We start from the raw sequence: 15,530 nt of genomic DNA, 5'->3' as shown, positions 1-15,530 counted from the left end.
CAAAGAGCTGGTTGAAATTAAAAAGAAGGAACCATAAAATCCTCCCCAAAAACGGTATGTAATCTGTAAAGAAGTTCCTCCGCATTCTCTTTGCTGAAAACCATCGGCGGTTTTATTTTCAGAACGTTGTGTTCCGGGCCGTCAATGCTCATCAAAATACCGAGCTGTTTCATTCTGTTTGCCAGATAGGAAGCGTGTTCGGGCAATGGATTTTTTTCTGAATCATTCAGTTCAAATCCCAAAAACAACCCTTCGCCGCGTACGTCGCCGATAATTGGGAATTGCTTTTGAAGCTTTTTCAATTCGGCAATTAAGAAACTGCCAACTTCCAAAGCATTTTGCTGCAGGTCTTCTTCTTCAATAACCTCCAAAACCGTTCGGCCGATGGCGCAGGAAACAGGATTGCCGCCAAAGGTGTTGAAATACTCCATTCCTGTATTGAATTTTTCTGCAACTTCTTTTGTGCAAGCAACTACAGCCAACGGATGCCCATTTCCGGCAGGTTTGCCCATCGTTACAATATCCGGCTGTACGTCGTAAAGCTCAAAGGCCCAAAAGGTTTTCCCCATTCTGCCAAAACCTGTTTGTACTTCATCGGCAATGCAGATGCCGCCGGCTTCGCGAACGTGTTTGTAAATTTCTTTGAAATAGTTTTTCGGGGGAACAATCTGTCCGCCACAACTAATCATAGTTTCTCCGATAAACCCTGCAATTTCTTTTCCTTCGACTTCTAAATTCTGAATGATTTCCGCGGCGTGATTTGCGTAATCAATCCCGCAATTTTCTCCGATATATTTCCCACGGAAGGAATCCGGCAAAGGTAAAATGTGTGTTGTTTCGGGTTTTGGGAAACCGCCTTTCCCTTCAAATTTATAGGAGCTCACGTCCATCACGGCATTCGTGTTGCCGTGGTAGCCCACTTCTATTGCCAAAACATCCTTCTTGCCCGTTACGGTTTTTGCCATTCGCAGGGCGAGTTCATTGGCCTCGCTGCCCGAATTTACAATGTGGATTACGGACAAATGCGGCGGTAATTTTTTCAGCAATGCTTCCGCGTAAGCGATAATTTCTTCGTGCAGATAGCGTGTATTGGTATTCAAAACCGCCATTTGCCGTTGTCCGGCTGCAACTACTTTTGGATGCTGATGGCCAACGTGGTTTACGTTGTTTACCGTGTCCAAATATTTTCGGCCTTCAATATCAATCAAATAAACCCCTTCGCCGCGCACGATGTGCAACGGTTTATCATAGGAAAGACTCAAGCCTTTTCCGAGGTGCTCTTTTCTGAAACGAATCATTTTTTCTTCTGAATTCTTTGTTTCGACGGTTTCTAATTCCTCTTCAAAAATAAAATTTGGGTCTGGGCAGATGCTTTTCCAAACTTCAACTTTTGAGGGCAAAGCCACGCCATTGAAGTTTTCATTGTTTTCCAATAAATCCAAGATAAGCTGAAAGTGAAGGTGCGGCGCCCAATTGCCGTTTTCATTTGGGGCGCCAATATAAGCGATGAGGTCGCCCTGTTTGACGGTTTGTCCCACTTTGAGAATATCAAGTGAAGAAAGCGTTAAGTGGCCATAGAGTGAAAAGAATTTTTCCCCTTCAAAAACGTGTTCCAAAATGAGCATCGGCCCGTAATCCTTATCATAATTGTTGTGGTGTATTATTTTTACGACGCCCTCGAAGGGAGCGTGAACAGGGGTTTGGGCGGGCACCCAAAAATCGGTTCCCAAATGGACGGTGCGGTATTGCGGGCCGTTGTTGCCCTCACTTTTAAATGCTGCGGTGGTGTAGAAAGGACGTGTTTCCAAGTATCCGTTGAGCAAAATGGTTTGTGGGTGGTGCTTTTGAAATTGCTTTAATTTGAATTCGGAAACCTCGGGGTCGTTGTATTCCGAAAGATTGCCGAGAAGCGTGCTGCCCACGCTCATATCGAGATTTACAACCTTTTGCGAAGCAATTGTCGGGAACATTGTTTTTAAAGAAATTTGATTCTTTTTTGCCCAAGTTTCAAACTTTTTTTCCAAGGGATGCGCCGGATATCCACAGGTATTTCGAAAGGAATAATAGGCAAAGTTTTCATTCACTTGAAACCACTTTTCCAATAAATCCCACGCAGGTTTTTCGCTTATTACGAAATATTCCTCGTCAGGAAACTCCTCTTTTTTAAGGGAGGCGCTCGTAACGGTGGTAACGAGGCGCATTCCGACCAAAGTATATAAACATTGCAGTTCGTTTTCCGATAGTTTGTAGTGTTTGTTATACCCTTTTACAACTTCCAAAGCCGCTGTAAGCGGGTCGGGAAGGTTCATGGCGGCATAGGCCAAAACTATGGCGAGGTCGTTGACGGTCTGGGTAAAAACTGCGTCGCCAAAGTCAATCAAAGCTGAAACTTTCGGGTTTCGCAAATCGTCAGAGACCAAAATGTTGTAATCGTTTACATCGGCGTGGACGATGCTTTTGGGAAGGGTTCCGTATTCCTTTTGAATTTCCGCAAAACGATTTTGGAAATGCTGTACGATTTCCTTTTGCCTTCCGGAAAATCGATTGCTGTGTTTTGAGGTCCAAGCTGAGTTTGCCAAATCCCAGTCCAGATTTCTGTGGGCGGCGGGATGTTTAAAATCCTGCAAAGCGTTTGTCAAACTTCCGGCGGCATCGCCCAAACTGTTTCGCAAGGATTCGGTTTTGGGGTTGACGGTTACCCATAGCCTGCCGGGAAGCCAACTCAATATTCTTGCAGTACTGCTTTTTTCAAGGGGAGTCAGTGGGTTTCCTGCTTTATTTGGGACAACTTCTGAAAGGGAAACATCCAGTTTTTTTTCCGAAAGATGTTTCAGGATTTGGAGTTGAAAATCTTGTTGCTCGCCATCTTCTTCGGAAGAAATTTTTAGAATAAATTTTTCCCCGGAAGCTGTTTTCAGCAAAAAGTTTTCATCGACATAGCCATCAAGTTTTGAGGCTTCGGCTGAAATGTTATAATATTCTTGGGCGATTTTTGAGGCTTGCTCGGGAGTGGTTTTGGACATAATATACCGGAAAAATATAATTTCAAAATTACTGAATGTTGGGCTAAAGCCCTTCCCAAAATTCCATATTAATTGTTCCCCCAGATGAATCTGGGGGCAATTAGGGGTAAATCTGGAGTAATTACGGAAATGGTATATTGAAAATGGGTTTAAACCTGTACCCCCTCCGTCATTTCATTTTGCTTTATGGCAAAATGAAATGCCACCTCCCCCTATCAGGGGAGGAGCCATTAAATTAATTATAATAGCGCAGTTTTGAGCCTAAAGAAAAGTTCCCCCTTCGGGAGTTAGGGGGCTTTACAGCACGCTTTTCTGTTTTTTGTAGAAGGCATCGGCCTGCATTTGCATCAGCTCTCTTGCCTTTTTTCGTTTGTAATCGTAAAGTTCCTGCTCCTCGGCTATGTCTGCGTACACTCTATTGTTTATATCGCGGTCTGTGGTTACGAGTATATCGCGTTGTGTTTTCTGTTGGACAACCCAGGACTTTAATGCACTTTCCTGTTCTTCCAACTTTAAATCATAAGCGCCTTTTGGAGAAAGGAGTTTTGCCAAAATGGGAGAAGTTTCTATGGCGAGGAAGAGCAAAAAGATAAACAGCGAAGGCAACAGCGGAAGTTTGTTCAACGCATTTACGCGTGCCATCAGACCATCGAAACCGTCGATGATGGGTTGGGTGTCTGCGACCTTTGTTTGGTATTCGGTGGCGAGGGTTGCTATCTGTGCTTCGGCAGCGGATATTTTTTCGGCATTTGTTTTCTTTAAATCTGCCAAAGCTGCAAGTTCGGTGTCGTGTTTTTCGCGTTTTTCTTTGTAAACTGGGCCTTTGCCCAATTTTTGCGTGCCCGCAGTGCCTTCAGCTTCTGAAATGTAGGTGTTATAAAGGGCGTTTACTTCGGTTTCCTTATCGGTTATTTCCTTTTTTAGACCTGTAATTTCCGCTTCCAAAGCATTCACGGAAGGTGTATATTGAAGTGCCAATTGGTCTTTGTTGGCGAGGGTCATTTCATTCTTCTCGGTGAGCAAAACTTGGTTGATTTCCTTTTCAAAAATCTTCATTTCCAAGGGTTTTGAGATAACGATGGCGATGATTATTGCCAAGGCAATTCGCGGGGAGGCCTGAATCAATTCATCAAAGAAGTTGTTTCGTTTTTTGATGGTGGAAACGATGAACCTATCTAAATTGAAAATCAACAATCCCCAAATTATTCCGAAGAAAATGGCGGAAAAGTAATTGTCGAAAACTGTGTAAAGCGCATAGGCGGCAGCAATGGTGGCCATAACGGCGGTAAAGAAAACTGTGGCGCCAATGCCGGCGTATTTGGTGCGTTCGCCGGGCGAACATTCGTCAAGGATGGCGGTATCTGCGCCGGAGCAGAAGATGAAAAAGCGTTGTAGCATAAATTTTTTTGGATTGATGAGACTATATAACGCAATTTGGTTCAGAATGTTACATTTTCAATATTCAATGTTCAATTATGAATGTTCGATGTTCAATATTTAGGAGGCGTATTTTTTGGGTGGGGATTTTGATTTGTATTTCTTTTATCGTTTTAGGGTGAAGTGGCCGCGATAGGTGCTGCCGTTCTTGAAGATAGCCTTAAACCAGTAATCTGAGGAGGGCATTTGCTTGCCGTTATAGGTGCCGTTCCAACCGCTAGTGTTTTTGTTGAGAATGTATAGCAGCTTGCTGAAACGGTCATAGATTTCGATTCTCTGTAATTGGGGAGTGTCGGGGTTTTGTCCGGCAATTTGCCAGGTGTCGTGGTAGCCGTCGTTGTTTGGGGTGAAGAAGTTTGGGAAACCCAATACATACACCGTAATGATAGTGGTGCCGCAACCTTTTTTGTCCTTCACCATTAGCACATGTTCGCCGGGGGTGAGGTTTTCAAAGACCGGGCTTTGCTGAAAGGGGCCGTGGTCTATGGAATAAATGTAGTTTCCCACACCTTGTACGAGGACATTGAGGATAGGATTTTCAATGCTGCCCGTAAGCTCGTAGCTAACTTGGGCTATTTCGGAAGGGAGGACGGTAAAAGTGCGGGTGCTGGTGCATGAATATGCATCGCCGTTTATGGTTTTGCGGCGGGTGACCGTTAGGGTATAGCTGCCGGGCTCGTTTACTTCAATGGAACGAGTGGTTTCGCCTGTGGACCAAAGAAAGGTGGAATTTGTGATGATACCTATTAAACCGGAGTCTATTGTAATGGTATCTGGGTAGGTGTTAAGGCAATAGGTGTAGGTTTCCTCGCCTTCAAACTCTGGGGTGTTGATTACGCTGAGGTTGATTTTGGCAGTGCCGAGACAACCAAGGTCGCCACTGATGCGGGCGTGGATGGTTTGGACGTTTGCCTGGGTATTGGTGAAGGGATTTGGCAGCGGATTGGTTTGTGAAATGGCTTCTTCGTATGAAAGATGGTAGGTTATTTCGGTATTATTTCCGAAGATGACTTGCAATTCGGCGGTGGTTGCGGATAGATTGAAACTGGCGAAACCGGGGGTGCCTGGTGTGGAGCAATTCACCAAAAAGAAATCTGAAACGGTGTTTGTTGTGGTTTTTAGGGTAACTTCTGCGACGCCAATACAGCCGTAATCGGAAACTACACGGGCATAGACTATTTCATTTGGCTGGGTGTTAGTGTATCTTTCGGGGTTTCGTATGGGAGCTATGTTATTTTGGGCTTCATTAAAACTGCGGTGGAAGGAATATACGCGGAGTAACGGGTCTCCATTGATGATGTTTTCTTCCGAATCAAAAAGGTTGAAGGTCGCTAGGCCGTTGGCGTTTGGTTCGCACTGGTACAGGTCGGTATTTTGGACGGTTACGGGGCCTGTGTACTCAATCAACACTTGGTCTGTGGCGATGCAGTTGTTGCCGTAGTCTATTTCAACTTTATAGGTGCCGGGCGTGGTGACGGTAAGTTGGGCGGAGGTTTCACCGGGGATTAAGATATCGTTTTTATACCATTTGTAGCCGAGCGGAGTGGTGCCCTGGGGCGTGGCATCGAGGATGTAGGTTTCGTTTTCGCAAAGGGGATTGTTTGTTACAAAGCTGCGGTCTGGCCCGAGGTTGGCGGCGATGTTAAAACTGCCGCCTTCCAGAAATACCGCGGAATCGTAACGGTAATTGGCCTCGTCTGCGATTACGAGTTTTATGTGATAGGCTTGATTAACGTTTACAGGGGTTTCTGCAACGAGAATCTTTGTTTGTCCGTTGAAATTAATCGGCACGTTTGGGCCGTTCCAGCCTTCAAAATAGGTTTCGTTTATGGGCGGGCAGGCGCCGGGGATGCCGGAATGGACAGTAGTGACTAGTACGGGGGTGTTGGTGCCGGGAACGAGGGCAATGTTTGTGTAATTTCCGCCGAGGGGCTTGATTAAAAAGGCGAAGGCATCGCTATAAATGCAGGTGTTGGGGTCGCCTTCCTGATATTCCTCGGAAGCGAAGAGGTAGCGGAACTGGATATTGTCGGCATTTGGAACAAAATCGAACTCTATTATTGTTGCGTTGGTGGTGTTGGTGATGTTTAGGGCGGCCTCTAGGTCTGGGTCGCCGTTCCAGCCGGGGGCATTGTCGTCGCTGAGGGTTGTGTTGGGGCCAGGGACGTTGTTTAGCTTGCCGGTGCTCATTACAATACCTTTTTGGAAGGGGAAATTGCTGCCGTTTGCGCTAAAATAGCCAAAACTCTTGTCGCCATCGGGGAAGTTGCCGCTTGTGGTGGAGGTAATCTGTACATTGCTGATACAGCCGCTGTCTATAAGGACGTCCTCAACGAGTTGTTGGGGGGTGTAGGTGGTGGCATCTACCTGAATGTTTTGTGCGGGGACGAGCCGGATGCAGCACAAAACGAACCACAGAAAAAAAATATACTTATTCAAAGGATGCTCCTAACTTTTTTATAGCGGGTGCAAATTTATGGTTTCTGGGTGCTGGTTTCAAGTTTCTTTTATTAAAGTTTAGTCTTTTTCACTTTGGGTTGTGCACTTGGACTCCACTCTGGAGAAGCTACTCAGTGTCACAGTGGTAGGTTGTGGGATGTAAAAACCCCAAGGCACCATCCTGACGGATTTTGCAATGGGGTTTATATAAAAAGTCAGAATTTATTTCTAAATGGGTTTAGTGACCTCAAACTTAAGGCCGCTATCAGCATCTGCAAAATAAGTTTTGCCTCCGCTTTGTGAAACTTTAAGCGTCATTTTTGAGCGGGTGGTGCTTATGGTCTGGGTGCTTGGGTTGTAGCTCCAGGTGGCGTTTTTGTTTGTGGTGGTTTTATATGAATAGGTTCCATCATCTTGTTTCTCCTTTATTTCAAAACTGTTGTCGGCATAAAGATTTATGATGGCGTTCTTCATTGCAGTGGCCATTTTTAAGTTGCTACTGCTATTTTCAACATTCGTCACGAGCCAAGTGCCGGTGAGGTCTTTTTGGGTAAGCGACTGACTGTGCACCGAAGTGGCAAAAAGGGCGAGAACGAGTAGCATGATTGCATTTTTCATAGGTATATTTTTTAATGAATTGATTTATTGTGTTTTTAAACTTTTGTGAAGATAGGAATTTTTATGCTTTTTTAAATAGCGGAAGGTTAATATGATGGAAAAAGAGGAATGAAGAAAGCCCCTTGTAGTTGGGGCTTTCTTATTTAACTAATTATTGATTAAAAAAACTATTGTTTGACGATCTTTAGGGTAGCTTGATTCCCATCGTTAGTTTTCAAGGTTGCGAAATAGAGTCCCGCCGCGGCATTGATGTCCACAACCAGGGTTTGGGTGTTGGTATAGTTTGAAGTAGAAATTTGCTGCCCGAGTACATTGGTTATGGTGACATTGGTTTCTGAATAGCTTTGCCCCAGGTTTATGGTGAACTTACCGTTTGTAGGGTTTGGGTAGGCGCTGATGGGTAAAGGGAAGGTGCTTTGTGAAACGCCAAGAATTGCTGGTGTGGTTTTAAATATCCAATAATCGTCTAGGCCTCTGCTGTTTTCACTTTTGTCGCCAGAGATGTTTGAGTCTGAAGAGCAGAACATGGCAAAATTACCATCAGTAGTGGGGAGAATGTAAGAGCCGCTCTCATCGGCAGAACCACCGATGGAGTTTTGTGAGATAATTCCGCCAGCGGAATTAAGTTTTAAGAGCCAATAATCATAGCCGCCGTTGCTGTTTTGGGTTTTATCGCCACTTATGTTGCTGTTACTCCAGCAGGCAACCATAAAGGTGCCATCGGACAGTTGAATTACATCACGAGGGTAATCAATTCCGCTACCTCCGATAGTGTTTTGCCAAAGCATGTTTCCGCTACTGTCCAGTTTTAAAATCCAGGCATCATAATCGCCCTGTGAGTTTTCGGTCTTGTCTCCAGAAATATTTGATTTGGAATATCCGCCAACAAGATATCCGCCATCTGCTAGTTGTATCATATCCCGAAACACATCACTGTCATTTCCGCCAAAGGTGCGGTTCCATTGCAAGGTTCCGCTGGCGTCTAGTTTTACAATCCAGTAGTCATTACCGCCCCGAGTGTTTTCGGTTTTATCGCCCGAGCTTGGTGAGTTTGAAAAACCTCCGATTATAAAGCCCCCATCAGTGGTTTGAAACGCTGCTTGGGGACGGTCAACCAAACTGCCACCTATGCTGTTCTGCCATACTATGTTGCCGCTGCTATCCAGTTTTAATGCCCAGAAGTCGCGCTGTCCGTTGGTAGGGTCAGTTTTATCCCCATTTACATCACTGTCCGAATAACCACCCACGAAATAGCCGCCATCTGCGGTTTCTACTATATAGGTATCAAATTCTGGTTGGTTGCCGCCATAGGTTTTTTGCCAAGTGATATTGCCCGAAGCATCCAATTTTAATAACCAATAATCCAAACCTCCGCGGGAGTTTTCGGTTTTATCGCCAGAAATGTTTGAATCTGAACCGGCGCCTACTATATAACCGCCATCTGAGGTTTGTTGCATGGAAATTAGATAATCATCGCCAGCACCACCGATGGTGTTTTGCCATTGAATATTTCCGGAGCCGTCAATTTTTACGATCCAAATATCAATCTGGCCGTTGCTATTTTCGGTTTTTTCACCAGAAATGTTGCTGGTGGAATAGCCGCCAAGTATATAGCCGCCGTCTGTGGTAGCTTGGAATACTGTTGAAAAATCGGTATCGCTCCCACCAATAGTTTTTTGCCAAATAATGGCTGGATCCTGTGGATAAGAGTCAAAAATGCAGAAAAGTAATGCTAAAAGTGTAATTGAAGTTTTCATTTTTTTTGGTTGCCAAGGATTACTATTGGTATATCGGAAGGGTTGGGGAAATGTCATTAAGGAAGAGGGTAAAAGGAAGACGGGTGCTAGAAAAAATATTTCGATCTTAGAAATGATTTCTTCGCTTTTTTCAGGATAAAAAAATGCCTCCCTGTTTCAGGAGGCACTCCCGGTTGGTTTCCAACCTTACGAGCTATTGAACGATCATTGTTTTATAATCCTTAAAATTTTTGATCCCTCAATGCCAGTGCTTACCCTCACTATATAAACACCGGCGGCGCCAGTGATTTCTTGAGTTATTGAATTGGTAAAGTGGTATTGTTTTTCTGAAATTATCTCCCCAAGTTTGTTATATACCGTTATGCTAACTTCGGGATATGTTTTTCCCAATTTTATGATGAAACTGCCCCGGGTTGGGTTAGGGTAGGATTCAAAAATGAAATCCTCCGGAAGCTCAATGCCCAGAACCTCGTCGTTCCTAAAGATACGGGCGCGTTCGGGCAACCCGTAATTTCCGTACAAATAGGTAGGCGAACCTACAGTAATTATGTTTCCAGCGCCATTTAAACTAACGGAATAACCACAATATTCCAATGAGGTTTCTCCCGCAATGGTATTGCCCACTTGCGCCCAATCTGTACCGTTGTACATATATGTACGTGCCTCGCCCAAACCGCTATTTGCACCTGGCCCTCCCAAAGCCAGCACTTGGTTGTTATTGCTTAGGGCAGCGGAAAAGCCTATGCCCGAACCCAAGGGGCCCTCTATTAAAGCTCCCTGCATAATCCAAGATGAGCCGTTCCACATAAATACCTGTGCGCCCCCATTACCATTGATACCGGCACCCGAAACCACTACCATGTTGCCATTCATTCCGAGGGTAACGTCGTCGTAATCATAAGTGTTGAATAGATTGCCCTTTGGCGTCCAGTCTGACCCGTTCCAAGTGTAAACTTGAATGGCTTTGCCAAAATTCGTGGCAATGGTATTGGCATCATCGCTTAGATCCAAAACGTCGCCTGCTATATCATCTTCCAGACCGTTTATTGCGCTGCCGCGCTGCTGCCAGGAATTGCCAGTTAGGGTGTAAATTCTAACCTGTCCGGAATCGTTGCCGTTGGTGGAATTCCCAATATCGCCCAGGGCCAACGCGTCTCCACTTGAGCTTAGTTTTACAGAACCTTCATAGAGGGTAATGGAATTCCAAAATAAGCTGTTGCCCAATTGTTCCCAATCACTACCATTAAATTCATAGATCTTTACCTCGGCATCTTCCCCTTGTGCTCCACCAGAGGCGCAAATGGCAATTCTATTGCCGTCGGCGCTTAGGCAAACTTCAATACCGAAACCCCGATCCGTGGTGGTCCCTGTAAGTGGATTTCCCTTTAGGGTCCAATCTGTTCCATTGTATCTAAAGACTCGTACGCTTCCTGCCCAATAGCTATTGGAATCAACACTAAAGGGTGAGCTAATTGCCACTGTAAGACCGTCCTGGCTTGTGCTTACGCTCGCCCCGCATTTTTCGTCAGGCTCTTGTCCCGGGATATCACCCCCCAATTGCATCCAGTTTTGAGCGATCAAGGGTGTAGTGCTAATTAGTATAAAAAGAATAAGACACGTTTTTAAGGTACGGTTGTTTAAAAATTTTTTGGCGAGTATTTTTTTTGTTTTCATTATGGCTGTTTTTAATTGGTTTATGAAAAATATTATTAGGCAAAAGCCAACTTTATGCAATGCGGGTAGGTTGAGTGCTACCTATATATCGAATCTGGGTTTACATTGTCATCATTTCCATTACAATTTTTTTTGCATTACATTTGCTTCCTATCCCTAATGTATATGCCGCAGCACAAATTTATTGTTTGCAATTACCAACATTCTCTTACTTCCGGAATAGTAAGCTGGCAGGCTCCAAGTAATATTGCCCTAGTAAAATATTGGGGAAAGTATGGCGAGCAAATGCCCATGAATGCTTCGGTAAGTTTTACATTGAAGCATTGCAACACCAAAACTTCGGTCTCATTTGAAAAGAAGCAATCTGAAGGATTTCAATTTGAGGTCTTTCTCGATGGAAAAAGGGAAGAAGGCTTTGAACCGAAAATCAATAAATTCTTTGAAAGAGTGGAAGCGTATTTGCCATTTTTGAAGGATTTCAAATTTAAAATCGAAACTTCCAACAGTTTTCCGCATAGTAGTGGCATAGCTTCGTCCGCCAGCGGCATGAGTGCCTTAGCACTTTGTTTAATGGAAATGGAACAGCGCATGCAACCGTCAATTACCGATGATTATTTCAAGGAAAAAGCTTCCTTTTTAGCGCGGCTTGGCTCGGGCAGCGCCTGCCGAAGTGTGGAAGGGCCGCTAATAGTCTGGGGAGAGCATCCAGAAATTGACGGGAGCAGTAATCTTTTTGGCACAAAATATCCTTTTGATATTCACGAAAATTTCAGAAACTATCAAGACACCATTTTATTGGTTGACAAAGGTGAAAAGCAAGTGAGCAGCACACTTGGCCACGATTTGATGGTGGACCATCCTTTTGCTGCGGAGCGATTTCGGCAGGCAAAAGACAATCTTTCAAAGTTGATTCCCGTTTTTAAAAATGGCGATCTTCCTGAATTCATTAAAATTGTTGAAAGCGAAGCCCTGTCCCTGCACGCCATGATGATGACCTCCCTGCCCTATTTCATCCTCATGAAACCGAATACTTTAGAAATAATCAATCGTATTTGGAAGTTTCGGGATGAAACGGGTAGCAAGGTTTGCTTTACACTGGATGCTGGTGCCAATGTGCACGTACTTTATCCAAAGCTGGAAAAAGATAACGTTTTGCATTTCATTAAGAAGGAACTTTTGCAGTATTGTAAAAATGGTGAGTTTATTGAAGATGAGGTTGGTTTGGGAGCTACCAATATCCTGGTCTAATTCGTTTCTCCCTTTTTATTGCCTATTAGCAGCAATACAAGTATGAGGGCTACAATTCCAGCCGCCAAATACCACCACCAAGCAACGCGAGCTTTTAAATCTATTGGGGCGGTATCGCCAATAAGAACGAGTCCTGCCCAATATTGAGGGGCGGCAGTACGGCCTTCGGCAGTTTCAATATAACTTAATTTTGCTTGGCGCAGGGCTTCATCTTTTGGCATTCCTTTGGAAAGATTATCATAAAATAGTTTTACAATTTTAGCGCTCGATTCTTCATCAATTTCCCATAGACTGGTCAATATGCTTTCACTTCCTGCATAATTAAAGGCATGTGCCAATGAAATCATTCCTTCACCTGCTTGATAAGTGGGTTTCCCGGTTTCACAGGCCGTGAGAATGGCCAGGTTTGAAGAAAGGTCTATATTGTAAATTTCATAGGAATACAATGAATTTTCATCATAATTTTCTTTGTCTTCAACCTTTTTTGCAAATATAAGTCGGCTTAATTCTGGGCTTAGGTTATTGCTTTCTGCGTGGGTGCCTATGTGAATTATTTTGTGCTCCTTTGCTTGCTTGATAAATAAATCCTTGCTTGCATTTTCATTCACAAAATAACGGCCGTTGAAAATTTTGGAATACTGTTTTACCAATTCCTCACTAAAAGGTTGCGGCAAAAGGGTAAGATATGTTTTGTCCAGTTTTACTGAATCTTTAATGCCCAATTGGTATTCGTCCATCATCTTTTTGTTGAAACCTGGAGCAAAGGCGATAAAATCTGAAGAATAATCAGCTACGTTGCCTTTGTCCTTATAGAGCAACAAACTGAAATTGTATGAAATATCATATTTTGCCAAAAGACTGTTTGTGGCCATTTCCTGAAAATTCTTTATCGGTTTGGGAGTAAGCGTTTCAAAGCTTAGATTGAAAAGTTCCCTGTCCGGTACAATTACTACTTTTGGACTAAGCACATATTTTTCTAGAGGAAACCAAAGCGCCCTATAGAGTTCATAGAGTAACGGTCTGGTTTTTTCAACGGAAAATTCATCATTTTTTATTGTTGAAATGTGGTTTTTGACCGAAGAGTAATTTAAACGCATCATTTTTTTTATTGAGCGAGAAACCACAAAGGCGTACAATTTATTTTCGATAAAAATATAGCGTACAACCGTTGTGTTTTCAGGGATTTTTTGTTGAAGATCCATCAAGGATTCCTCCAAAGTGGCGTAACGCATTTTATAATATTTGGGGAAATGATGCTTGAGCGAATCCAAAAAGTGTTCCCAGTTTTCCGAAGCTTCAAAAAAGGATGAAAGACTGCTGTTTTCAGAATCATTTAAGGAAGACCTCATTTTGTTTTTTAAGGTGTTTTCGCGCTCTAATACCTGTGGTGGAATGTGCTGAAAACGTACATTGTCCCTTAGGTTGAGCCGTGAGCGTATGCGGTTGTATATACTGGATTCATGAAGGGCAATGAGCTTGTCTAAATATTGTGGGTCTTTGGTGGTTTCAAAGAGTTCCAGTCGTAACTTTTCAGCGAAATTTAGAAGTTCCTCATTTTCGGTTATTAGAAGAGTTACGTCTTCGTGGTTGGTAATTATTTTTTTGCGTTGGTCTAGAATTGATATTCCTTCTTCAATTTGCTGCAAAAGTTCTTTTAAAAGAAAAGGGTTCCGGTTTTCTGCCAAATAGTATTTTGAAGCAGCATTTATCAACAAAGCTTGGGGCTTTCTGTATTGGCTAAGTATGGAATCTGTAGTACTTATTTTTCCATTCTCACCCAAAATATTGAAACGCAGTGCTTCATCGCTAAATCTTTCTGCTTCCCTATAATTTTTTAAAAGGTAATGAACTTGAGCTAGGTTTGTTGTATGATAAAACTCCTGCAGGGTATTTTTGAAATCTCCGTTGTGGGTAAAATTATAGGTTTCATTAGCTAAGGCAAGCGCTTTTTCCTTTTTGCCATTTTTAGCGGCAAATAGGGAATATTCCAAAATATTGTCTAAAAAATCTTTTGTATAGGTGTTGCCCATAGTTTTTTGATAGACTATTCTTGCTTTTTCATAAAATAAGGCTGCGTTTTCTATATCTTCTGCGTGTTCATAAATAGTGGCCCGGGTGGAAAGTGCTGCTGCTTCCCAATACAAATCTGCACTACCACTACTTTTTAAAAGCTGTAAAGCGGTATCGGCATTTTCTGCGGCACCTTCAAAATCTCGACTGGCTGTTTTTGCTTCCGCAAGTATGATGTTTGAAATGATGATATTAATATCGTTTTCCTCAAAAAGTTTTTTCTTTTGCTGAAAGGAATATTCAATTAGTTCCTGGGAGCGGGAATATTCTCCCAAAGTATTATAAAAGGCAGCCATATTGTCTATAACAACACATTGGTGGTTTCTAGCTTTATAAGTTCTTGCTTCATCTGTGGAGCGGTTTATGTATTCTTGAAAACCTGCGATTGATTCTTCTGAAATGGCGATGGCTTCTTGGTTTTTTCCCAAGGCATTCCACAGCACGGCGAGGTTCATCTTTACTAATGCGGGACGATAATACCGATTCATGATATCGGTTTCGTCTGTTTTTTCGAGAACATTCACGGCTTCCTGAAAATAATATTTGGCGCTGTCCAGTTTTGCTTCTTGCCACATCATTCCGCCAAGGGCATTGTAAATTTGGTTGAAAAAAACATAATCCTTCTGTCCAGTTTTTAGCAACAGTTTTAATGCTTTGAGGTAATGTGATTTTGCCAAGGGGAAATCACCCAGTTTTGATGCGTAAAAGCCTTGACGATATTCAAGGCCTGCCAGATCGGTGTTATTGGGTTCTTTGTTTTTTTGGGCAAAGGGTATTGCAGTTTTAAGAAGTTCGTATGCTTCTTGGTGCTTCCCGGCATCATCATATATCCAGCACAGTTCGGTTATTGCTTCAACCACATAATGTGGACTGGCGTACTTTTTTATTTCTTCTGTAAGATTTTCGGCTTTTTTTACGGCCAGGTTTTTGTTGCCGCTGTTCAATTTAAAACTTCCTTCAAACTGAATGTAAGAATACAAACTGTCGTAATTCTTTTCTGCTTTATAGAAAGCTATATTTTTAGCCACTTCCGTTCGTGCCTCTGCCAAGGAATCTTGTTCAATAAGGGTTTGAATTTTCTTTACGGCAGTGTTTTTTTCCTGTGAAAATCCAAGGAAAAATGTAAAAAGGAAAAACAATTGAAGGACAAATGAAAGTCTCCGGTTTTTAGGCGCCATAATTGAATAATACTTCAAATAATAAAAAGTGTCCGGGGATATGGTAATGAAAGATACAATTTATTTTCTGGTGGCATATACTATGG

Annotated in this window: 8 protein-coding genes; 1 reads left to right on the top strand and 7 read right to left on the bottom strand. The window is 42.9% G+C overall.

Translation table 11 applies throughout. The features are described 5' to 3' along the window. Positions 1-17 precede the first annotated feature (17 nt). The 6 genes from LS48_RS08410 to LS48_RS08385 form a co-directional block, all read right to left on the bottom strand. Positions 18-3,023, bottom strand: coding sequence for an aminotransferase class III-fold pyridoxal phosphate-dependent enzyme (locus tag LS48_RS08410; protein ID WP_062621931.1), 3,006 nt, complete (start codon positions 3,021-3,023; stop codon positions 18-20). A 297-nt stretch (positions 3,024-3,320) separates the two neighbouring features. Further along, the gene (locus LS48_RS08405; protein WP_062621929.1) at positions 3,321-4,421 is read right to left on the bottom strand and encodes a DUF4407 domain-containing protein; all 1,101 of its coding nucleotides are present in this window, start codon (positions 4,419-4,421) and stop codon (positions 3,321-3,323) included. A gap of 144 nt (positions 4,422-4,565) precedes the next feature. Next, entirely contained in the window at positions 4,566-6,899 is a 2,334-nt protein-coding gene (locus tag LS48_RS08400; protein ID WP_062621927.1) for a T9SS type B sorting domain-containing protein, read from the bottom strand. A 228-nt stretch (positions 6,900-7,127) separates the two neighbouring features. Beyond that, the gene (locus LS48_RS08395) at positions 7,128-7,517 is read right to left on the bottom strand and encodes a hypothetical protein (RefSeq protein ID WP_062621925.1); all 390 of its coding nucleotides are present in this window, start codon (positions 7,515-7,517) and stop codon (positions 7,128-7,130) included. Between the two features lie 167 nt (positions 7,518-7,684). Then, on the bottom strand, positions 7,685-9,274 hold the full coding sequence (locus LS48_RS08390) for a T9SS type A sorting domain-containing protein (RefSeq protein ID WP_076692443.1): 1,590 nt from the start codon (positions 9,272-9,274) through the stop codon (positions 7,685-7,687). A gap of 204 nt (positions 9,275-9,478) precedes the next feature. Next, positions 9,479-10,948, bottom strand: coding sequence for a T9SS type A sorting domain-containing protein (locus tag LS48_RS08385; protein ID WP_062621921.1), 1,470 nt, complete (start codon positions 10,946-10,948; stop codon positions 9,479-9,481). Positions 10,949-11,113: 165 nt separating this feature from the next. Between LS48_RS08385 and LS48_RS08380 the strand changes: the two genes are divergently transcribed. Beyond that, on the top strand, positions 11,114-12,196 hold the full coding sequence (locus LS48_RS08380; RefSeq protein WP_062622127.1) for a diphosphomevalonate decarboxylase: 1,083 nt from the start codon (positions 11,114-11,116) through the stop codon (positions 12,194-12,196). Here LS48_RS08380 and LS48_RS08375 read toward each other — a convergent pair. Further along, on the bottom strand, positions 12,193-15,444 hold the full coding sequence (locus tag LS48_RS08375) for a CHAT domain-containing protein (protein WP_062621918.1): 3,252 nt from the start codon (positions 15,442-15,444) through the stop codon (positions 12,193-12,195). The two genes, LS48_RS08380 and LS48_RS08375, sit on opposite strands and share 4 nt — an antisense overlap. Positions 15,445-15,530 lie beyond the last annotated feature (86 nt).

The sequence above is a fragment of the Aequorivita aquimaris genome, from assembly GCF_001573155.1.
GTDB lineage: Bacteria > Bacteroidota > Bacteroidia > Flavobacteriales > Flavobacteriaceae > Aequorivita > Aequorivita aquimaris.
This window is presented reverse-complemented; position numbering and strand designations above follow the sequence as displayed.